The 19,369-nt window shown below is 67.7% G+C and carries 22 protein-coding genes and 1 tRNA gene; 7 read left to right on the top strand and 16 right to left on the bottom strand.

Going from position 1 to position 19,369, the window contains the following annotated elements:
• Positions 1–109: 109 nt before the first annotated feature.
• From ACAM58_RS21570 to ACAM58_RS21555, 4 genes are read right to left on the bottom strand one after another with little or no spacing between them, the layout of a single operon-like run.
• Complete coding sequence (locus ACAM58_RS21570; RefSeq protein ID WP_028256290.1) at positions 110–940, bottom strand: ATP-binding cassette domain-containing protein; 831 nt, start codon at positions 938–940, stop codon at positions 110–112.
• Positions 937–1,926 carry an oligopeptide/dipeptide ABC transporter ATP-binding protein gene (locus ACAM58_RS21565; RefSeq protein ID WP_028256291.1) on the bottom strand — a complete coding sequence of 330 codons (990 nt, stop codon included), beginning with the start codon at positions 1,924–1,926 and terminating at the stop codon, positions 937–939. The genes ACAM58_RS21570 and ACAM58_RS21565 overlap by 4 nt, the downstream gene beginning before the upstream one ends.
• Before the next feature lie 5 nt (positions 1,927–1,931).
• Positions 1,932–2,807 (bottom strand): ABC transporter permease, encoded by an 876-nt coding sequence (locus tag ACAM58_RS21560; RefSeq protein ID WP_015867121.1) that lies wholly within the window; start codon positions 2,805–2,807, stop codon positions 1,932–1,934.
• On the bottom strand, positions 2,804–3,754 hold the full coding sequence (locus ACAM58_RS21555; RefSeq protein WP_015867120.1) for an ABC transporter permease: 951 nt from the start codon (positions 3,752–3,754) through the stop codon (positions 2,804–2,806). Before ACAM58_RS21555 ends, ACAM58_RS21560 begins: the two co-directional genes overlap by 4 nt.
• A gap of 63 nt (positions 3,755–3,817) precedes the next feature.
• Between ACAM58_RS21555 and ACAM58_RS21550 the strand changes: the two genes are divergently transcribed.
• Positions 3,818–4,114 (top strand): YfhL family 4Fe-4S dicluster ferredoxin, encoded by a 297-nt coding sequence (locus ACAM58_RS21550; RefSeq protein WP_028256292.1) that lies wholly within the window; start codon positions 3,818–3,820, stop codon positions 4,112–4,114.
• Here the strand turns inward: ACAM58_RS21550 and ACAM58_RS21545 are convergent.
• From ACAM58_RS21545 to ACAM58_RS21510, 8 genes are all read right to left on the bottom strand, one after another.
• Positions 4,100–4,594 carry a hypothetical protein gene (locus tag ACAM58_RS21545; protein WP_369663544.1) on the bottom strand — a complete coding sequence of 165 codons (495 nt, stop codon included), beginning with the start codon at positions 4,592–4,594 and terminating at the stop codon, positions 4,100–4,102. The genes ACAM58_RS21550 and ACAM58_RS21545 overlap by 15 nt on opposite strands.
• A 51-nt stretch (positions 4,595–4,645) precedes the next feature.
• On the bottom strand, positions 4,646–5,278 hold the full coding sequence (pth, locus tag ACAM58_RS21540) for an aminoacyl-tRNA hydrolase (RefSeq protein ID WP_015867117.1): 633 nt from the start codon (positions 5,276–5,278) through the stop codon (positions 4,646–4,648).
• Positions 5,279–5,351: 73 nt separating this feature from the next.
• Positions 5,352–6,026, bottom strand: coding sequence for a 50S ribosomal protein L25/general stress protein Ctc (locus tag ACAM58_RS21535; RefSeq protein ID WP_015867116.1), 675 nt, complete (start codon positions 6,024–6,026; stop codon positions 5,352–5,354).
• 96 nt (positions 6,027–6,122) lie between these two features.
• Positions 6,123–7,094: a ribose-phosphate pyrophosphokinase gene (locus tag ACAM58_RS21530; protein ID WP_015867115.1), complete on the bottom strand. Its 972-nt coding sequence runs from the start codon at positions 7,092–7,094 to the stop codon at positions 6,123–6,125.
• A gap of 139 nt (positions 7,095–7,233) precedes the next feature.
• Positions 7,234–7,310 (bottom strand) — tRNA-Gln (locus ACAM58_RS21525).
• Positions 7,311–7,376: 66 nt separating this feature from the next.
• Entirely contained in the window at positions 7,377–8,267 is an 891-nt protein-coding gene (gene ispE, locus ACAM58_RS21520; RefSeq protein ID WP_028256294.1) for a 4-(cytidine 5'-diphospho)-2-C-methyl-D-erythritol kinase, read from the bottom strand.
• Positions 8,264–8,788, bottom strand: a complete 525-nt coding sequence (locus ACAM58_RS21515) for a lipoprotein insertase outer membrane protein LolB (RefSeq protein WP_015867113.1) — start codon at positions 8,786–8,788, stop codon at positions 8,264–8,266. The genes ispE and ACAM58_RS21515 overlap by 4 nt, the downstream gene beginning before the upstream one ends.
• Complete coding sequence (locus ACAM58_RS21510) at positions 8,785–10,635, bottom strand: tetratricopeptide repeat protein (RefSeq protein WP_015867112.1); 1,851 nt, start codon at positions 10,633–10,635, stop codon at positions 8,785–8,787. The genes ACAM58_RS21515 and ACAM58_RS21510 overlap by 4 nt, the downstream gene beginning before the upstream one ends.
• 71 nt (positions 10,636–10,706) lie before the next feature.
• On the opposite strand from ACAM58_RS21510, the gene mutM reads away from it, so the two are divergent.
• The 3 genes from mutM to mutY all read left to right on the top strand — a co-directional run bounded on the left by mutM (position 10,707) and on the right by mutY (position 14,642).
• Entirely contained in the window at positions 10,707–11,519 is an 813-nt protein-coding gene (gene mutM, locus ACAM58_RS21505; RefSeq protein WP_028256295.1) for a bifunctional DNA-formamidopyrimidine glycosylase/DNA-(apurinic or apyrimidinic site) lyase, read from the top strand.
• A gap of 89 nt (positions 11,520–11,608) precedes the next feature.
• Positions 11,609–13,573, top strand: a complete 1,965-nt coding sequence (locus ACAM58_RS21500; RefSeq protein WP_028256296.1) for a dynamin family protein — start codon at positions 11,609–11,611, stop codon at positions 13,571–13,573.
• A gap of 7 nt (positions 13,574–13,580) precedes the next feature.
• Positions 13,581–14,642, top strand: coding sequence for an A/G-specific adenine glycosylase (mutY, locus tag ACAM58_RS21495; protein WP_028256297.1), 1,062 nt, complete (start codon positions 13,581–13,583; stop codon positions 14,640–14,642).
• A gap of 15 nt (positions 14,643–14,657) precedes the next feature.
• Here mutY and rapZ read toward each other — a convergent pair whose 3' ends face one another.
• From rapZ to ACAM58_RS21475, 4 genes are read right to left on the bottom strand one after another with little or no spacing between them, the layout of a single operon-like run.
• On the bottom strand, positions 14,658–15,536 hold the full coding sequence (gene rapZ / locus ACAM58_RS21490) for an RNase adapter RapZ (protein ID WP_015867108.1): 879 nt from the start codon (positions 15,534–15,536) through the stop codon (positions 14,658–14,660).
• Positions 15,536–17,215 carry a DNA repair protein RecN gene (gene recN, locus ACAM58_RS21485; protein WP_028256298.1) on the bottom strand — a complete coding sequence of 560 codons (1,680 nt, stop codon included), beginning with the start codon at positions 17,213–17,215 and terminating at the stop codon, positions 15,536–15,538. The genes rapZ and recN overlap by 1 nt, the downstream gene beginning before the upstream one ends.
• A gap of 1 nt (position 17,216) precedes the next feature.
• Entirely contained in the window at positions 17,217–18,128 is a 912-nt protein-coding gene (locus tag ACAM58_RS21480; RefSeq protein ID WP_028256299.1) for an NAD kinase, read from the bottom strand.
• Between the two features lie 7 nt (positions 18,129–18,135).
• Positions 18,136–18,399: a hypothetical protein gene (locus ACAM58_RS21475; RefSeq protein ID WP_028256300.1), complete on the bottom strand. Its 264-nt coding sequence runs from the start codon at positions 18,397–18,399 to the stop codon at positions 18,136–18,138.
• Positions 18,400–18,533: 134 nt separating this feature from the next.
• On the opposite strand from ACAM58_RS21475, the gene ACAM58_RS21470 reads away from it, so the two are divergent.
• The 3 genes from ACAM58_RS21470 (at position 18,534) to ACAM58_RS21460 (ending at position 19,322) form a co-directional block, all read left to right on the top strand.
• Entirely contained in the window at positions 18,534–18,845 is a 312-nt protein-coding gene (locus ACAM58_RS21470) for a single-stranded DNA-binding protein (protein WP_309928182.1), read from the top strand.
• Between the two features lie 11 nt (positions 18,846–18,856).
• A complete protein-coding gene (locus ACAM58_RS21465; RefSeq protein ID WP_369663543.1) occupies positions 18,857–19,051 on the top strand; it encodes a hypothetical protein in 195 nt (64 codons plus the stop codon).
• A gap of 121 nt (positions 19,052–19,172) precedes the next feature.
• The gene (locus tag ACAM58_RS21460) at positions 19,173–19,322 is read left to right on the top strand and encodes a hypothetical protein (RefSeq protein ID WP_369663542.1); all 150 of its coding nucleotides are present in this window, start codon (positions 19,173–19,175) and stop codon (positions 19,320–19,322) included.
• Positions 19,323–19,369 lie beyond the last annotated feature (47 nt).

The following is a 19,369-nucleotide window of genomic DNA, read 5'->3' as shown; positions in this document are numbered from 1 at the left end:
AGCGGTGTCCTCGGAACGGGGGGGCAGGCATCTTGCGCGCAGGCAGGCGGCCGCGCAACCAGATGCTTATGACGCTCCTATCCTAGGACCAGTCCGCGAAGCCTCGATGTCAGGCCGCCAGCAGCGTGCCCCCGGCGGGCGTGCGCGGCACCGCGTCGAGCAGCGTGCGCGTGTAGGGATGCTGCGCATTGCGAAAGAGATCGCCGGGCGGGCCCTGCTCGACGATCTTGCCTTTCCACACCACGCAGACCTCGTCGCACAGGTGGTTCACCACCGCGAGGTCGTGGCTGATGAGCAGGTAGCTCACGCCGAACTGCTGCTGCAGGTCCTGCATGAGGTTGAGCACCTGGGCCTGCACCGACACGTCGAGCGCGCTCACGGGCTCGTCGGCCACGATGAGCTTGGGCCGCGTGATGAGCGCGCGCGCGATCGCGATGCGCTGGCGCTGCCCGCCCGAGAATTCGTGCGGGTACTTGTCCATGTCGGTGGTGCGCAGGCCCACGGCGGCCAGCGCCTCGGAGGCGCGCTCGCGCTGTTCGGCGCGGCTGGTTTCGGCCAGTGCTTCGAGCGGCTCGGCGACGATGCGCGCCACCGTCTGGCGCGGATCGAGCGAGCCGTACGGGTCCTGGAACACCATCTGGAAATCGCGCCGCGCCGCGCGCAGCTCGCCCTTGGGCAGCCGGTGCAGGTCGCGGCCCAGCATGCGGACGCTGCCCGAGGTGGGCGTGTCGAGCGCCATCACCAGGCGCGCGATGGTCGACTTGCCCGAGCCCGATTCACCGACGATGCCCAGGCTGCGGCCGGCCGCGACGCTGAAGCTCACGCCGTTGAGCGCCTTCACCAGCGGCGGCGGCCCGAAGAGCTTTTCGCGCGGCAGCGCGTAGTGGCGCACGAGGTCCGTCACCTCGAGCAGGGGCTGCGTGCTGGCGGGTTGGTTCATGATTCGAGCGCGCCTTCCGCCGCAATTTCCTCGAGCCGGATGCAGCGCACCGCATGCGCGTGCCGCAGCACGGTCGGCAGCGGCCGCATCGTGTGGCAGGCGTCGACCGTGTACTTGCAGCGGCCCGCGAAGGGGCAGCCCGGCGGCAGGTCGACCAGCTCGGGCACGCTGCCCCGGATGGTGGCCAGGCGAATGCCGCGCGGCGCGCCAAGCGCCGGCCGCGCCGCAAACAGGCCCTGCGTGTAGGGATGCGCGCGCTCGGCAAACACGGTGTCAGTCGGGCCGCTCTCGACCACGCTGCCGCCGTACATCACCAGCATCTTCGAGACGCTCTGGGCGATCACGCCCAGGTCGTGCGAGATCAGGATCAGCGCCATGCCGCGCTCCGCGACCAGGCCCTGGATCAGTTCGAGGATCTGCTTCTGGATGGTGACGTCCAGCGCGGTGGTGGGCTCGTCGGCAATCAGCAGGTCGGGGCCGCAGGCCAGCGCCATGGCAATGCCGATGCGCTGGCGCTGCCCGCCCGAGAACTGGTGCGGATAGGCATCGAGCCGCGAAGCCGCATCGGGAATGCCCACGCGATCGAGCAGCGCCAGCACTTCCTTGCGCGCGTCGGCGCCCGTGAGCCCGCGGTGCAGCCGCAGCGGTTCGCCGACCTGGCGCGCAATGGTGTGCACCGGGTTCAGCGCCGTCATCGGCTCCTGGAAGATCATGCCGATGCGGTTGCCGCGGATCTGGCACATGGCCTTTTCGCCGAGGCCGACGAGCTCGGTGCCGTCGAAGCGGATGCTGCCCCTGACCTTGGCGGTCGATGGCAACAGGCCCATCAGCGACATCACCGTGATCGACTTGCCGCAGCCCGATTCGCCCACGATGCCCAGCGTTTCGCCGCGCTCCAGCGTGAAGCCGATGCCGCGCACGGCCTCGGCGGGGCCGCGCTGCGTTTGCAGTTCGACGTGCAGGTCTTTGACTTCGAGCAGTGGCATATCGCTTAGCGGGCGCGCGCAAGGCGCGGGTCGAGCAGGTCGCGCAGCCCGTCGCCGAGCAGGTTGAGGCCGAGCACCGCCATGGCAATGGCCATGCCCGGAAACACCGCGAGCAGCGGCGACTGGAACATCATGGTCTGCGCCTCGCTCAGCATGCGGCCCCACGAGGGCTGCGGTGGCTGCGTGCCCAGGCCAAGGTAGGAAAGGGCGGCCTCGGCCAGGATGGCAATGGCGAAGCGGATCGTGATCTGCACGATCAGCACGGCCGAGATGTTGGGCAGCACGTGCTGCATCGTGATGGCGAACGAGCCCTTGCCGCAGGCCCGCGCGGCGGCCACGTATTCGCGCGACCAGATGGCATTGGCCGAGGCGCGCGTGATGCGTGCAAAGGTCGGGATGTTGTAGATGCCGATCGCGATGATCGCGTTGACGATGCCGGCGCCGAACACCGCCGTCATCATGATGGCCGACAGGATGGCCGGAAACGCGAGCGAGAAATCGGTGAGCCGCATGATCGCTTCCTCGACCCAGCCGCGCCGCGCCGCGGCGAGCAGGCCCAGCGCGGTGCCCACGACAAGGCCGATGCCCACCGCGATCACGCCCACCAGGATGGACGCGCGCGCCCCCACCAGCAGCAGCGAGGCCACGTCGCGCCCGAAGGTGTCGGTGCCCAGCCAGTGCGCGCCCGAGGGCGGCTTGAGCTTGCTGGCCATGTCCATCTCGTAGGGCGACCAGGGCGTCCACACCAGCGAGAGGGCGGCGGCCAGCAGCAGGAGCAGCGTCAGCACGCCGCCGAGCACGAAGCTGCGGTGCCGGAGCGCGCGGCGCCAGAACCCAGGCACCTTGAGCGCGGCCGCGCTCGGAATGGTGGTGGTGCTCATATGTCGCTTGCCTTGATGCGCGGATCGATCACGGCATAGAGCACGTCGACCACGAAGTTCACGATGACCACCAGGGCCGCGAGCAGCATCACGCAATTGCGCACCACGATCAGGTCGCGGTTGCTGATGGCCTGGAAGATCAGCCGGCCCAGGCCCGGCAGGTAGAACACGTTCTCCACCACGATGGTGCCGGCCAGCAGCTCGGAAAACTGCATGCCCATCACGGTGACCACCGGGATCATCGCGTTGCGCAGCACATGGGTCCAGAGCACCGCGCGCTGCGAAACGCCCTTGGCGCGCGCGGTGCGCACGAAGTCTTCGCGCATCACCTCGAGCACCGCCGAGCGCGTGATGCGCGCGAGGATCGCGGCCTGCACCACCGCCAGCGACAGGGCCGGCAGCAGCAGCGACTTGAGGCCCGCGAAGATGCCTTCGCCCCAGCCCTCGAAGCCGCCGGCCGAGAACCACTGCAGCTGCACCGAGAACACCAGGATCAGCAGGATCGCGAACCAGAAATTGGGAATGGCGATGCCCACCTGGGTGAGACCCATCAGGCCCACGTCGCCGAGCTTGTTGTGGCGCGCGGCGGCGGTCACGCCCACCAGCAGCGCGAGCACCGTGGTGAAGGCCATCGCGAGCAGCGCGAGCGGCACGGTGAGCGCCAGCCGTTCGAGGATGAGGTCGAGCACCGGCGAGCTGTAGGCGTAGCTGTCGCCCAGGTTGCCGGTCAGAAGGCCCGCGATCCAGTGCCAGTAGCGCGTCCAGGCCGGCTGGTCGAGGCCGAGCTTGGTGGCCAGCGCGGCCACCGCCTCGGGCGCGGCGTCGGGCCCCATGAGCATCTGCGCGGCATTGCCGGGCAGGATCTCGAGAACGAGGAAGACGATGACCGAGGCGCCGATCAACGTGGCGATCAGCGTGGCGAGGCGCTTGAAAATGAACAGACTCATGGGGCGGGGCGCAGCATAACCCGACTCGTGCAACAACCGTGCCTTGTTCGCGATAATCGGGGCATGGCTCTCATGATCACCGACGAATGCATCAACTGCGATGTCTGCGAGCCCGAGTGCCCGAACGATGCGATCTACATGGGCGCGGAGTTCTACGAGATCGACCCGCACAAGTGCACCGAATGCGTCGGCCACTTCGACGAGCCGCAGTGCGTGCAGGTGTGCCCGGTGGCGTGCATCCCGATCAACCCGGCTCACGTGGAAAGCCGCGAGACGCTCTGGCAGAAGTTCGAGCGGCTCGCCGCGGCCAAGGCAAAGGCCGCGGCTGCCGAGCCGCCTGCGCCCTCAGCCGGCGCTTGAACCGTTGCGCTTTTTCCTGCGGCTTCCGCCTTGCGCTGCGGCGGGCCCGTCGTCGGCCGCACCGCTGAAGCGCGGGCTCGACTTGCGGGGTTCGGCGCCGAGTTTTTGGGCGCGTGCCCGCGCGAGCTGTTCGGAAGCCGCGAGCCGGCGTTCGGCCATGGCGGCCTGCCGGGCGTCGTGCGCCGAGCGGCGGCTGCGCTCGTAGGCTTCCCTTTCCTGCGACAGGCGGATGCGCTCGAGCTGGTCGGCGCGCTGCTCGGCGCGGCGCGTGGCGGCCTCTGCGGCGCGGCGGTCCGCCTCGGTGCGCGCGTCGTCCAGCGCGAGCTGCTTGCCGCCTTCGCAGGGGCGGTCGGTGTAGGTGTTGCCGCAGCGGTAGGTCGCGGACTTTCCCTGTGCCGCAGCGGGCATCCAGAAAGTGCCGCAGGCCGCCAGAAGCAAGGCGGCAGCCGCTGCTTTCCTGGTCCTGGTTCTATTTTTCATTTCTTTTTCTCTCCCTTTTCTCTTCTCTCCCGCGCTCTCTTGGCCGGCTGACTAGGCGGTGGCGGGCGTGCCTCCGTCGCCGGGCTCCCGCCGCGGCGGTTTGGGCCGGGGCGGTTTGCTCGTGTGGATGATCAAGGTGGCCTTTTCCATTTCGCCCGCCACCAGCGCGGGCGCCGCGTGCAGCGTGCGCACGATGGCGTCCTCGATGGCTTCGCGCTGCTCCTTGAGTGGCTTCTTGAGCACCCAGTTGATGACCTCCGACTTCACGCCGGGGTGTCCGATGCCCAGGCGCAGGCGCCAGTAGTCGCCGGTGCCCAGTTGCGCATGGATGTCGCGCAGGCCGTTGTGGCCCGCGTGGCTGCCGCCGAACTTGAGCTTGGCCTGGCCGGGCACCACGTCGAGCTCGTCGTGCACCACGAGGATTTCCTCGGGCGCGATCTTGAAGAAGCGCGCGAGCGCGCCCACCGACTTGCCCGACAGGTTCATGAAGGTCTGCGGCTCCAGCAGCCAGACGCTCTGCCCGCCGATGTTCGTGCGTGCCGCAAGGCCGTGGTAGCTGCGCTCGGGCACGAGGTTGAGCTTCCAGTCGCGCGCCAGGGCGTCGATCCACCAGAAGCCGGCGTTGTGCCGGGTAGCTTCGTATTCAGGCCCCGGATTCCCGAGGCCGACAAACAGCTTGATCATGAGGGAATTATCTCGCCGCCCAAAAAGCAGAAGGCCCGCACGCGGCGGGCCTTCTGCAGGGAAGCGAGAGAAATTACTTCTTCGCGGCGGGCTTTGCCGTCTTGGCGGCAGGCTTGCCACCGGCTGCTGCTGCTGCTGCGCCTTCGGCAGGTGCTGCGCCTTCGGCGGCGGGTGCCGGCTCTTCGGAGACCAGCGGCGGCACGGCCGACACGATGACCGGGTTCAGCTTGCCGTGGCTCACGAACTTCACGCCCTTGGGCAGCTTGATGTCGTTGACGTGCAGCGTGGCGTTCTTCTTGAGGCCCGAGAGGTCCACTTCGATGAACTCGGGGAGGTCGGCCGGCAGGCAGCTGACTTCGAGTTCGGTCATGACGTGCGTCACGAGGTTGTGGTCGAGCTTGACGGCGTCGGACTCTTCTTCACCCTTGTAGTGAAGCGGCACCTTCATGTGCATGCGGGTCTTGGCGTCCACGCGCTGGAAGTCGATGTGCTGCACCAGCTGGCGGAACGGGTGGTACTGCACGTCGCGCAGCAGCACCTTGCTGGTGGCGCCGCCGAGTTCCATTTCGAGGATCGACGAGTGGAAGGCTTCCTTCTTGAGGGCGTGCCACAGCGCATTGTGATCGAGCTCGATCAGCTGGGGCTTGCCTTCACCACCGTAGACGATACCGGGCGTCTTGCCCGAGATGCGGAGACGGCGGCTCGCACCCGTGCCCTGCTTGGCGCGCTCAAAAGCGACGAATTTCATAACAACTCCTGTGAGAGTCCACCGCGACCAGTGCGACTCCGGTTCAACAAGGGCGCCATTCCAGAAAAGGAAGGTGGCGCCCGCTTTTTGCCCAGATCAGAACAGGTTGTCCTGGTCCGAGAACAAACTCATCACCGACTCGCCCTTGGCAATGCGCTGGATCGTTTCGGCGATCAGCGGTGCCACGGAGAGCTGTCGGACCTTTCCGCACGCCAGGGCGCCGTCGGAAAGGGGAATGGTGTTGGTCACGACCACTTCGTCGAGCGCGGAGTGGGTGATGCGCTCGATGGCCGGGCCCGAGAAGATCGGGTGCGTGCAATAGGCGTAGACGCTTTTCGCACCGCGCTCCTTGAGCACTTCGGCCGCCTTCACCAGCGTGCCGGCGGTGTCGATCATGTCGTCCATGATCACGCAGTTGCGGCCGTCGATTTCGCCGATCACGTTCATGACCTCGCTCACGTTGGCCTTGGGGCGGCGCTTGTCGATGATGGCGAGGTCGCAGTTCAGCTGCTTGGCCAGTGCGCGGGCGCGCACCACGCCGCCGACGTCGGGCGAGACCACGATCAGGTCTTCGTAGTTCTTCTGGCGCAGGTCGCCCAGCAGCACCGGCGACGCATAGATGTTGTCGACCGGAATGTCGAAGAAGCCCTGGATCTGGTCGGCGTGCAGGTCCATCGTGAGCACGCGCTCGACGCCCACGGTTTCGAGCAGGTTGGCCACCACCTTGGCCGAGATCGGCACGCGGCTCGAACGCGGGCGGCGGTCCTGGCGGGCATAGCCGTAGTAGGGAATCACCGCGCTGATCCGCTCGGCCGAGGCGCGCTTGAGCGCGTCGACCATGATCAGCAGTTCCATCAGGTTCTCGTTGGTCGGTGCGCAGGTCGACTGCACCACGAACACATCGCGCGCCCGGACGTTCTGGTTGATCTCGACGGTGACTTCGCCGTCGGAGAAGCGTCCAACGCGCGCGGCACCCAGCGAGGTCCCGAGGTTCTGCGCGATTTCTGCGGCAAGGCCAGGATTGGCATTGCCGGTGAAAACCATGAAATCAGGGTGATTAGCCTGCATGAGCGCGTCCCGGCAGTGCGAATTGGCTTTTAGGAAGCCGCCAAAGAGTTCGAGTCGTGGCAGCCCGAGGGCTGTCGATTATTGCAGCGGGCATGCTGCAAAAGAAGCACTGCGGCCGGTGGGCCGCAGTTTGAAAATTTGGCAGGGGAGAAAGGATTCGAACCTTTGCATGCTGGAATCAAAATCCAGTGCCTTAACCAGCTTGGCGACTCCCCTACACGGGTCGATGGCTTTCGCCACAAACCGATATGTCGCATCGGACCCATGACGATCCGATTATCTTCAGGTCGCCCATCCCCAAAGTGGATGAACGGCCAGGTTGCTGCATTGGCGAACCTGCCAGCCCGGTGGGGCTTTTGCCAGTTCCGCTTCCTGCGGCCCTTGCGGCATTTTCGCGAAAACCGAACTTCCGGAGCCGGTCATCCGGGCTTTCAATCCTTGGGCGCCGAGCCATTCGATGGCGTCGGTGACCGCGGGGCAAAGCCGCTGGGCAACCGGCTGCAGGTCGTTGTGGCCGAAGTCGAAAACCTTGAAAGCGCTGCTTTCGGGGTTTGGGGCTTCAAGCTGTTCGCTATCTGCAGCAAAGCCCGAGATTATAGCAACAGGAGTGGCGCGTTGAAGGTCGGGCGCAGAAAAAATTAAACGGGTATCGAGTCCCTGGGGTGGCTTGGCCACCACGAACCGCGCGGAAGGGATGTCCACGGGCCTGATTTTCTCGCCGATTCCCTCGACCCAGGCATTGCGCCCGCCCAGGAAGAACGGCACGTCGGCGCCGAGTTTCACGCCGATCTCGGCCAGGCGCGAGAGCGGCAGGTCCAGCCCCCACAGGCGGTTCAGCGCCAGGAGGCAGGTGGCGGCGTCCGAGGAGCCGCCGCCCATGCCGGCCTGCGCCGGCACCTGCTTGGCGATGCCGATGTGGGCGCCCTGGCCGGGCGCCGCATGCGCCTGCAGCGCCCGCGCCGCGCGCAGCACGAGGTCGTCGGGCGGCAGTTCGGTCGTGAGGTCTTCGCGGCTGAGCTGGCCGTCGCTGCGCAGTTCGACGTGCAGCGTGTCGCACCAGTCGATCAGCATGAAGACCGACTGCAGCAGGTGGTAGCCGTCGTCGCGCCGGCCGGTGATGTGCAGGAAGAGGTTGAGCTTGGCCGGTGCGGGAAGGTCGTAGATCGCCTTCATGACCGCTCGAACACGATGCGCAGGTCCGCCGTGGGGCCGGGAGACTCGCGGGTGGCCTGCAGTCGGCCGTTCGCGACCTGCGCGAGGTCGGGCCGCCAGCCGGGTACGGGCTCGTTGCGGCCCGCGAGCCAGCCGAACAGCGCACCGACCGGTATGGCCGCGCCGGTGGCGGCCTCGATCAAGGCATCGACAGATTCGAAGCGCCGCACCTCGCTGCCGTTCTTGAGCAGGGCCTGGCCGGGCGACCAGTGCAACTGGGCCAGGGTGCTGCCGATCGGGCTGGTGAGCGAGAGCTCGCCCGCTTCGGGAGAACCGCGCAATTCGAACAATGCGGAGAAGGTCTGCACCGGCTGACTGTCGATGCGCAGCGACATGCGGCCGCTCCAGCTGTCCGCGCTTCGGGGCGCGGAGGGGCCGCCCGCCAGCTGGGCGCAGCCGGCCATCGAGAGCAGCGCGGCCCCGCCCGCGAGCAGGAGGGCGCGGCGGCCGCCGTCGGCCAGCCGGGGGGCGGGCACGCTCACGGCTTGACCCGCAGGCGCTTGAGCGTTTCCTGCAGGGTCTCGTTCTCGGCGTCGCTCAGCAGGGCTTCCTTCCAGATCGTGACCGCGCGATCCTTCTGGCCGGTGGCCCAGAGCACCTCGCCGAAATGCGCGCCGATCTCCGGATCGGGCCGGGTCTTGTAGGCCGTCTCGAGGATGCGGATGGCCTCGGTCGTGTTGCCCAGCCGGAATTCCACCCAGCCCAGGCTGTCCGCGATGAAGGGGTCTTCCGGCGCCAGCTGCACGGCCTTCTGGATCAGCGTGCGGGCCTCGTCGAGGCGGATCTTGCGATCGGCAAAGGAGTAGCCGAGCGCGTTGTAGGCGTTCTGGTTCTCGGGCTTGAGCTCGATCAGCCTGCGCAGCAGCCGCTCCATCTCGTCGAGGCGGTTGAGCTTCTCGGCCACCATGGCCTGGTCGTAGACCAGGTCGCTGTCGTTCGGGGCGGCGGCGGAGGCCTGCGCCAGCATGTCGTAGGCCGCCTGGTACTGCTTGGCATCGCGCAGCAGCTGCACTTCGGCGAGGAATTTCTGCTTCTTGTCCTCGGGCGCACGCTCGGGCAGGCCGCGCACGAGTTCGCGCGCCTGCGGCAGCTTGCCCTGGCGCGCCAGCAGGCCCGCGCGGCGCGTCTGCGCGACCACGAGCTCGTCGGTGCCGTCGACGCGTGCGAGCCAGCGCTCCGCGGCCGTGAAGTCCTTGCGGCGCTCCGCCAGCTGCGAGAGCACGAGGTAGGCCTGGGTGGTGCCGCGCTGGCGATCGTCCGGGTCTTTCTGGTTGGCCGCCAGATCGATGTAGCGCTTGAGCGAGGTTTCGGCTGCCGCGTCCTGCCGGGCCTGCGCCTGCAGGCTGCCAAGCAGCAGCCAGGGCTCGGCCAGTTCGGGGCGCGCCGCGGTGAGCGCCTGCAGCTGCGCGGTGGAATCCGCATAGCGGCGGTTCTCGACCAGCACGCGCGCGTAGGCGATGCGCAGGTCGGGCGGCGCCTTCGGGTTGTTGGCCAGGTAGCGCGTGACGATCGGCTCCGCGAGCGGCTGGCCGGGGTCGATCATCTCGAGCGCAAGTGCGGCCGGAGCATCGGAGGCGGGGTCCATCTGCTGGCCCTTGAACGCGGCGTCCAGTGCGCCCGAGGTGTCGCCGGCATTCAGGCGCATGCGGCCGATGGTGGCCCAGGCCAGCGCACCGGTGGCCGGGCTCTTGAGTTCGTCGGCCAGCGCCTGCTCGACCACCGAGGCGGCCTGCTTCTTGTCTGAGGCGCGCGAGTAGTTGCGCGCGATCACCGCCATCAGCAGCGGCTTCTCGATCTGCGGCGTGGCCGCGATCTCGGCCCGCAGCGGCTCCACCGTTTCGCCGATGCGGTTGAGCGCGATCAGTATCTGCAGCTCGATGCGCCGTGCATCACGCGAGTTGGGCAGCGTTTCCTGCCATGCGCGCGAGGCTGCGAGCGCCGCGTCGCCGGAGCGCGACTGCAGTGCGATCTCGACCGCGCGCTGGAACAGCTTGCCGTCGCGCAGCCGCCGGGCTGCATCGAGCACCAGCGCATAACCCGATCCGGGGTCGCCGGAGCGCGCGGTCATCTCGCCCATCAGGATTTCGTAGAACAGCTCGGCCGTCAGCGCGGAGCGCTGGGCTTCGGGGTCGCCGGCCGGCTTCGCGGCGGCTGCGGCAGCGGCCGGCGCCGGCTTGGTGCCGGGGCGGGAGGGTGCCGGCCGTTCGATGATGGGTGCCGGGCTCCTGGGCGCGGCGGGATCGGAGCTTTGCGCATGCGCGGCGCAAGCCAGCAACACGACGAAAGACGCGGCCGCCGCAAGGCGGTGTCGGCGGAGCGATGGAATCATCGAACCATAATAATCCAAGCTTTTGAGCGAGCACCGCGTGGGGCCTCGTCGCAGCCCGGAGTTTTTATTTCATGCCTGAGCTTCCCGAAGTCGAAGTGACGCGGCGCGGTTTTGCCGAGCGCATTGCCGGTGCACGCATCGATGCGGTCCGCATCGGCAAACCCTTGCGCTGGGCACTCATGGTGATGCCCGAGGCGCTGGTCGGTCGCCGCGTGCTGCAGGTACGCCGGCGCGGAAAGTACCTGCTGATCGACCTGGACCGCGGCCTCCTGCTGCTGCACCTGGGCATGTCGGGCAGCCTGCGCTTCGATGCGGCGCTGCCTGCGCCGGGCGTTCACGACCACTTCGATCTGGTGACCGAACTCGGCACGCTGCGGCTGAACGATCCGCGCCGCTTCGGCGCCGTGGTCTACGTGGAGGACGAGGCGGCGCCCTGGGCCATCAAGCTGCTCGGCGGCCTCGGCATGGAGCCGCTGGGCGACGGCTTCGACCTGGACGCGTTCCACGCCGGCCTTCGCAAGCGCAAGGCGGCGGTGAAGCAGGTGCTGCTCGCGGGCGACGTGGTGGTCGGCGTTGGAAACATCTATGCGTCGGAGGCGTTGTTCCTGGCCGGCATCCGGCCGACGCTTTCGGCTGCGCGCATCAGCCGGCCGAGGGCAGCCCGGCTCCATGCGGCCGTGCGCGAAATCCTGACCCGGGCGGTCGAGAAGGGCGGCAGCACGCTGCGCGACTTTTCCAACGTGGATGGGCAGAACGGCTATTTCCAGCTCGAAGCCACGGTCTACGGACGGGCCGGCGAGCCCTGTCGGGTCTGCGCAACGCCGATCCGGCTGCTGCGCCAAGGGCAGCGTTCCACTTACTATTGCCCCAATTGTCAAAAATAGTGTCTTAGCCGCCGGGTTGGCATATCCTGCAATCGCCTGCTTCCCAGTTTGCAATGCTATATTTGTAAGTTATTTCTTACATATTCCCCTTGAGCCGCTCTTTCAATCAACAACTCGATCAGCACGGTGCCTGGCGGAGCAATTTCGCGCACCGCCTGCAGTGGCTGTCCCGCTGGCTGACCGAGAACGAGCTGCTCGACCAGGCGGTGGCCGAGCGCCTGCGCGGCCTCGAGCTGCAGATCCGCACCAGCAAGGTCATGGTGGCCTTCGTGGCGGAGTTCTCGCGCGGCAAGTCGGAGCTCATCAACGCGATCTTCTTCGCGGCCTACGGTCGGCGCATCATGCCGGCCAGCGCCGGGCGCACCACGATGTGCCCGACCGAGCTGGGCTACGACGCCGCGCTGTCGCCGAAGCTGCGGCTGCTGCCGATCGAGACCCGCCTGGAACCCCATTCGCTCACGCACTGGCGCGAAAAGGCCGGGCGCTGGACCGAAATTGCGATCGACGTGGCCGATGCCGACCAGCTGGCGCAGGCCATGAGCAAGGTGGCCGAAGTGCGCTGGGTCAGCAAGGACGAGGCGCACGCGCTGGGCTTCTGGAACGAGGAGACGCCCGACGACAACCCCGTGCAGGACGCCGAAGGCCGGGTCGAGATTCCGCGCTGGCGCCATGCCATCCTGAACATGCCGCATCCGCTGCTGGAGCAGGGGCTGGTGATCCTCGATACCCCGGGCCTGAACGCCATCGGCGCCGAGCCCGAGCTCACGGTGAGCCTGATCCCGCAGGCGCATGCCGTGGTCTTCATCCTGGGCGCAGAAACGGGCGTGACGCGTTCAGATCTGTCGATCTGGCGCGAGCACCTGGTCACCGAAAGCGAAGGCAGCGACACGCGCTTCGTGGTGCTCAACAAGATCGACACCATGTGGGACTCGCTGAGCACGCCCGCGCAGATCGAGCTCCAGATCGAACGCCAGCGCGAGGTTGCGGCCAAGTTCCTCGAGGTGCCGCTGGTGCAGGTGCTGCCGGTGTCGGCGCAGAAGGGCCTGCAGGCAAAGATCCAGCGCGATGCGCGGCTGCTCGACGCCAGCCGGCTGCCGGCTTTCGAGGCGCTGCTCGCCGAAGGCGTGCTCGGCAAGCGCGAAACCATGCTGCGGCTCGCGGTGGACGCCGGCATGGTCGCGTTGCGCACCGAGGCCGAGCGCATCCTGAAAGTGCGCCAGCGCGACCTGTCGGAGCAGGCGCTCGAGCTGCAGGGATTGCGCGGCAAGAACGTGTCGGTCATTCGGCACATGCGCGCGCGCATCGACCAGGAACAGACCGAGTTCGAGGGCAGCAACACGCGCATCCTCGCGCTGCGTTCGGTGCAGGGCAAGCTGCTGCGCGAGGTGTATGCCGTGCTCGGCCGCACCGCGCTCAAGGAAGACATGGTGCGGCTTTCGGCCGCGCTCAAGCGCCCGGGCGTCAAGTTCAACGTGCGCAAGGTGTACGGCGAGACCTTCGACTCGCTGCGCAACAACCTGCGTGAAGTGCAGGCCACGACGGCCGAGATCCAGTCGATGCTGCACGCCACCTTCCGCCAGCTCAACGCGGAGCAGGGCTTCACGCTTCAGGCGCCCGCCGAGCCCGACCTGACGAGCTTCGAGCAGGAGCTCAGCCAGATCGAGCGCAGCCACATCCACTACCTGGGCGTGGGCAACCTGCTGAAGCTCGCGCAGGCGGACTTCTGCGACAAGCTGGTGCGCGCGCTCGCAAGCCGCCTGCGGCTGGTCAACGAAGCGGCCATGACCGAGGTCGAACGCTGGAGCAAGGGTGCCAGCGCCCAGATCGATGCGCAGCTCAAGGAGCGGCGCCGCAATTTCAGCAAGCGCATCGAGGCGATCGAGCGCATCCAGAATGCGGCAGGCAACCTCGACGAACGCCTGCTCGAGCTGGCCCAGCAGGAAAGCAGCCTGGCCGAGCTGCATCTTCGGCTCCATGAATTCACCTCGGCCATCGCGCAACAGGGAAGGCCGGCAGCCGCTGCCGCCGTCGGCGAGCTGCGTGCGGCGGCCTGATCGTCCGGTGCCGACTGCGGCCGTGCAGCCGCAGGCGCCGGCCGATTTTGCCGAGCGCGTCGTGGCCTGGCAGCGCAGCCACGGGCGCAGCGCGCTGCCGTGGCAGAACACGCGGGATCCGTACCGCGTGTGGCTGTCGGAAGTCATGCTCCAACAGACCCAGGTCTCGACCGTGCTCGGGTACTTCGCGCGCTTTCTCGAACGCTTTCCGACCGTGCGGGCGCTGGCCGACGGCACCGAGGACGAGGTCTTCGGGCTCTGGAGCGGCCTGGGCTACTACAGCCGCGCCCGCAACATGCACCGCTGCGCGCAGGAGGTGGTGGCGCGCTTCGGCGGCGAGTTTCCGCGCACGGCCGCCGAGCTCGAGACCCTGCCCGGCATCGGCCGCTCCACCTCGGCGGCGATCGCGGCCTTCTGCTTCGGAGAGCGGGTCGCGATTCTCGACGGCAACGTCAAGCGCGTGCTGACGCGCGTGCTCGGATTTGGCGGCGACATGTCTTCGTCGGCGCAGGAACGCGCACTGTGGGACCAGGCCACCCAGCTGCTGCCGCCGGCCGAGCAGAAGGAAGCGATCGCGAGCTACACGCAAGGCGTGATGGACCTGGGCGCCACGGTCTGCCTGCCGCGCAAGCCGAGCTGCATGATCTGTCCGCTGAACAAGACATGCGTGGGGCTGCGCGAGGGCCAGCCCGAGCGCTATCCGATCAAGACGCGCAAGCTCAAGCGCAGCGCCCAGTCGCTCTGGGCGCTGCTCGCGCGCGATGCGCAAGGCCGCGTCTGGCTCGAGAAGCGGCCGGCCAAGGGCATCTGGGCCGGGCTCTACTGCCTGCCCGTGTTCGATAGCCGAGAAGAGTTGCTGGCCGCGCTGCCGCCGGCGGCGCTGGCGGGCGTGCAGGACCTGCCGCCTTTCGTGCATGTGCTGACCCACAAGGACCTGCACCTGCACCCGGTGCTGCTGCAGGGCAGCCAGCCGCAAGGCGATGCGGCGCGCTGGGTGGATGCGCAGGAGTGGGGTCGGCTGGGATTGCCGGCGCCGATGCGCAAGCTGCTCGAGAGCAGCGCGGGTTAGCCGGACGGAGCGAACTCAGCCTGCGTCGAGCTCGCGGTGCCGCTTGAGCGCGACCCAGCGCGTTCCGAACGCGCGCGCGAGCTGCTCGACCAGGAACACCGAGCGGTGCTGGCCGCCCGTGCAGCCGATGGCCACGGTCACGTAGCTGCGATGGTCCCGCGCCAGCGCGTCGAGCCAGCGCGAGAGGAACTGCTCGATGTCGTCGTACATGCGCGCAACGTCGTCGTGCTCGCGCAGCCATTCGACCACCGGCGCATCGCGGCCCGTGAGCGGCCGCAGCGCGGGCACGTAGTGCGGATTGGGCAGCATGCGCACATCGAACACGTAGTCGGCATCCAGCGGCACGCCGCGCTTGAAGGCGAAGGACTCGAACACCAGCGTCAATGCGCTGCTCTGCGGCGCCGAGATCAGCGCCTTGATGTAGCTCTGCAGCTGGGCCGGCCGAATGAGGCTGGTGTCGATCACGTCGGCGCCGTCGCGCAGGTCGGCCAGCAGCTCGCGCTCGAGCTCGATGGCCTGCACCAGCACGCGCTCCTGTTCGGGCACGTCGTTGCGGCCCTCCTGGCGCGACAGCGGATGGCGCCGGCGGGTTTCCGAATAGCGCCGCAGCAGTGCGTCGGTGGTCGCGTCGAGGAAAAGCGAGCGCAGCGAAACGCCGTCCTGCCGCAGGGCTTCGAGCTGCTGCGGAACGATTGGCAGCGACACGCCGCTGCGCACGTCCATCGCAATGGCCACGCGCGTGGCCTGCTGCTCGTGCTGCAGCGCGATGAAGGCCGTCAGCAGTTCGGGCGGCAGGTTGTCGACGCAGTAGTAGCCGGCGTCTTCCAGCGCATGCAGCGCCACCGACTTGCCCGAACCCGACATGCCGGTGATGAGCACCAGGTCGAGGTCCATCACAGCGCCGCCGAAGTCTTGTGGCCCAGCATTTCGCGGGCGTGCGCCAGCGAAGTCTGCGAAAGCTTCTCGCCGCCGAGCATGCGGGCGATTTCGCGGGCGCGGGTGTCGTCGTCGAGCCGCGAGACGCCGCTTTCGGTGCGCGGGCCGTCCTGGCCGGCTGCCGCCGTCTGGCGCTTGGCCACCACCAGGTGGTGGTCGGCGCAGGCCGCGACCTGCGGCAGGTGGGTGACCGCCAGCACCTGGCGATCGCGCCCGAGCTGCTTCATGAGCCGGCCCACGGTCTCGGCCACGGCCCCGCCGACGCCGGCATCGACCTCGTCGAAGATCAGCGTCTGCGCGGCGCCGAGCTGGCTGGTGGTGACCGCAATGGCCAGTGCGATGCGCGAGAGCTCGCCGCCCGAAGCCACCTTGCCGATGGGGCGCGGCGTGCTTCCGGGATGGCCGCTCACGAGAAAGGCGACGTCTTCGAGACCCGCGCGGCCCGGCTGCGCCAGCGGCAGCAGCTCGACCTCGAAGCGCCCGCCCTGCATGCCGAGCCCCTGCATCGCCTGCGTGACCGCCTCGGCCAGCCGCGGGGCGGCCAGCTTACGCGCCTTGGCGAGCGCCTTGGCTTCCTTCATGTAGGCCTGCTGCGCGCCTTGTTCGGCGCGCTCCAGGCCTGCGAGATCGCTCTGCGCATCGAGCGCCTGCAGCTCGGCCTGCCAGCCGGCCAAGAGCGCCGGCAGGTCGTCCGGCGTGCGCTTGTAGCGGCGCGCGAGCGACATCCACAGCCCCATGCGCTCGTCGAGTTCGGCCAGCCGCTGCGGATCGGCCTCGGCGTCGCGCAGGTAGCCGTGCAGCGTGTGGGCGGCATCGGAAGCCTGGGCGACACTGGAGGCCAGCACTTCGCCGAGGGCGCGGAATTCGGGCTCGATGTGCTCGCAGTTCTGCAGCAGGGTGACGGCGCGCGACAGGGCGGCGAGCGCGCCGCTGTCGTCGTCTTCGAGCGCCTGGCTCGCGCCCTGCGCCGCATCGATGAGTGCCTGCGCATTGGAGACTCGCGCGTGCTGGGTCGAAAGCTCTTCCCACTCGCCTTCGGCCGGCGCCAGCTTCATGACTTCGGCGATCTGCCACTGCAGCCGCTCGCGTTCGCGCAGCAGCGAGTCTTGCGCCGAGCGCGCATGGTCGAGCGCGGAAAGCGCTTGGCGCCAGTGCTGCCAGGCCGCGTCCAGCGCATCGGTGCGCACGCCGGCGTAGGCGTCGAGCAGGCCGCGCACGGCCTCGGGGCGCGTGAGGCTCTGCCACGCATGCTGGCCGTGGATGTCGAGCAGGCGGTCGCCGAGTTCGCGCAGCTGGGTGGCGGTGGCCGGGCTGCCGTTGATCCAGCCGCGGCTGCGGCCCTGCAGGTCGACGGTGCGGCGCAGCAGCAGGGCGTCGCCGTTTTCGAAGCCGCCCTCGTCGAGCCAGGCCGCGAGTGCCGGGTCGGCGTCGAATTCGGCGCTGACGTCGAGCCGTTCGGCGCCTTCGCGCACCGCGCCCGCGTCGGCCCGGTTGCCGAGCGCCAGCTGGAGCGCATCGATCAGTATCGACTTGCCCGCGCCGGTCTCGCCGGTCAATACCGTGAAGCCTGCCGACAGGTCGAGTTCGAGTGATCGCACGATCACGAAGTCGCGCAATGCGATGCGTCGCAGCGCCATTTCAGGAGCCCCCTTCGTTCCAGTGAAGTTTCTTGCGCAGCGTGTCGAAATAGCTCCAGCCGCGCGGGTGCAGGAAGCGCACGCGGAAGTCGGAGCGGCGCACCACCACGCGATCGCCGATCGCGAGCGAGGCCAGCGACTGCATGTCGAAATTGGCGCTGGCGTCGCGCCCCGCCACCAGTTCGATCACGATCTCGTCGGCATCGGGCAGCAGCACGGGGCGGTTCGACAGCGTGTGCGGTGCAATGGGCACCAGCACCCAGCCCGGCACCGCCGGATGCAGCAGCGGCCCGCCGGCCGAGAGCGCATAGGCCGTCGAACCCGTGGGCGAAGCGATGATCAGGCCGTCGGCGCGCTGGTTGGCCACGAAATGCCGGCCCACCGAAACGCGCAGCTCGACCATGCCCGAGGTGGCGCCGCGATTGACCACCACGTCGTTCATTGCCAGCGCATCGAAGACCGAGGCGCCGTCGCGCATGACCTGCGCATGCATGAGGCTGCGGTGGTCTTCCTCGTATTCGCCGGCCAGCATGGGAATCAGCGTGGCCTGGTAGTTGTCCAGCGGAATGTCGGTGATGAAACCGAGCCGGCCGCGGTTGATGCCGATCAGCGGAATCCCGTAGCAGGCGAGTTGCCGGCCGATGCCCAGCATGGTTCCGTCGCCACCCACCACCAGGCCCAGATCGCAGCGCTGGCCGATTTCCTCGACGCGGAGCGGCTGGTAACGGCCGCCGACGCTGGCGTCCGCATCGGCCTCCTCGGCCGCCGATTTTTCGACGAACACCTCGCACCCTTGCGATTCCAGGAAGGCGCCGATATCTTCCATCACGCCGTCGCGGGCATCGGCCTGCGCCCGGGCGCCTGAAGCCTGGTATTTGCCGATCAGCGCGACGTGACGAAAGCGGGAAGTCATCTACAAATTACAACATCAAAACCTTTCCCATTCGCTTGACCATGCGGGTTTTGCATGCGCTGTCTCTTTCTGACTCAAGCGCGGCGACCACGATCCACTCTTTTGCGTCCTGGCCGAGTTCTTCGGCGAGGGCTCCGGCGATGGCAGGGGACAGGTGCCCGCGATCACGGGCGGTGTAAAGGGCGCGCTTCGAAAGGCCCAGTTTTGCCGCCCAGTCGGACAGACCTTGGACTTTGATCGCGGCGTCTAGCAGGTGCAGAGTGCTTTGCATACTGGTGAATTCCTCATGTTGTATAACTGTTACACAACGTGAGGAAAGTATAGGCTCAGGCTTGTTATACAAGGTGTAGAAAAGGTAGGCTCTGCAACGTTATTCACATTGAGTAACGTTAACAGGAGCCACCAATGATCAAAGTTTCCGTCACGAGCACTTCGGTGCGCCGTATGCAGGGCAACGCCAAAGCCACCGGCAAGCCCTACGACATGTCTTTCCAAGACGTGTGGATGTTCCTCTCCGACCGCGAGGGCAACCCCGACCCTCATCCGACGAAAGTCGAAATCTCGCTGCCCAAGGACAAGGACGGCGCGGCGCTGTTCTACGCGCCGGGCGAGTACCTCCTGCACCCCTCCAGCATCTACGTCGACAGCAAGGGAAAGCTCTCGGTGGCTCCGAGGCTGGCGCGAGCAGTCGCACCGGCCCCCAAGTCGAATAGCTGAAGGGGTGCACCATGTCGCACTCGCGTGAAGCGATGCAGGCGGCGCACCTTGCCACGTTGGAGGGCGCTTTGCTCGGCCTCCTGCGTGCCGCCCAAGAAGACGGCCTCGACGGCATCAGCGTCGAAGCCTCGGCCGATGACGGCCAAGTCGTGATCGACGTGACCTATACGGCCAACGGCGTTTCCCTCTCGGGAGAGTCGCTGTGAAGTGGTGGGGCTGGCTCGGCGTCGCCGTGTTCGCTGGCGGCGTATCGCTCGCCGTCGCGTCGTGCCAGCACATTTGCGATGGCGTGGACGAAGTGACCTACATCACGCAGGGGTGCGCGCGGTGAGCAGCTTCGCCCGCAACTTCCTCCGCCTTCGCTTCTGGCTCGAAGGCCTCGACGGTGCCGAGCATCGTTCCCTCTCTCCCTACGAGCAGCGCATGGCCGACCGCCTGCGCTCTGAGGCCGCATGGCTGATCGAGGCGGCGCTGTGAAAAGGGTAGGCGAAGCTATCGCAATGTTCTGCGGGCTTGCTGCGATT

The organism is Variovorax sp. V116 (assembly GCF_041154435.1).
Lineage (GTDB): Bacteria > Pseudomonadota > Gammaproteobacteria > Burkholderiales > Burkholderiaceae_C > Variovorax > Variovorax paradoxus.
The sequence above is the reverse complement of the archived record's forward strand: the minus strand, read 5'-3'. Positions and strand labels throughout refer to the sequence as shown.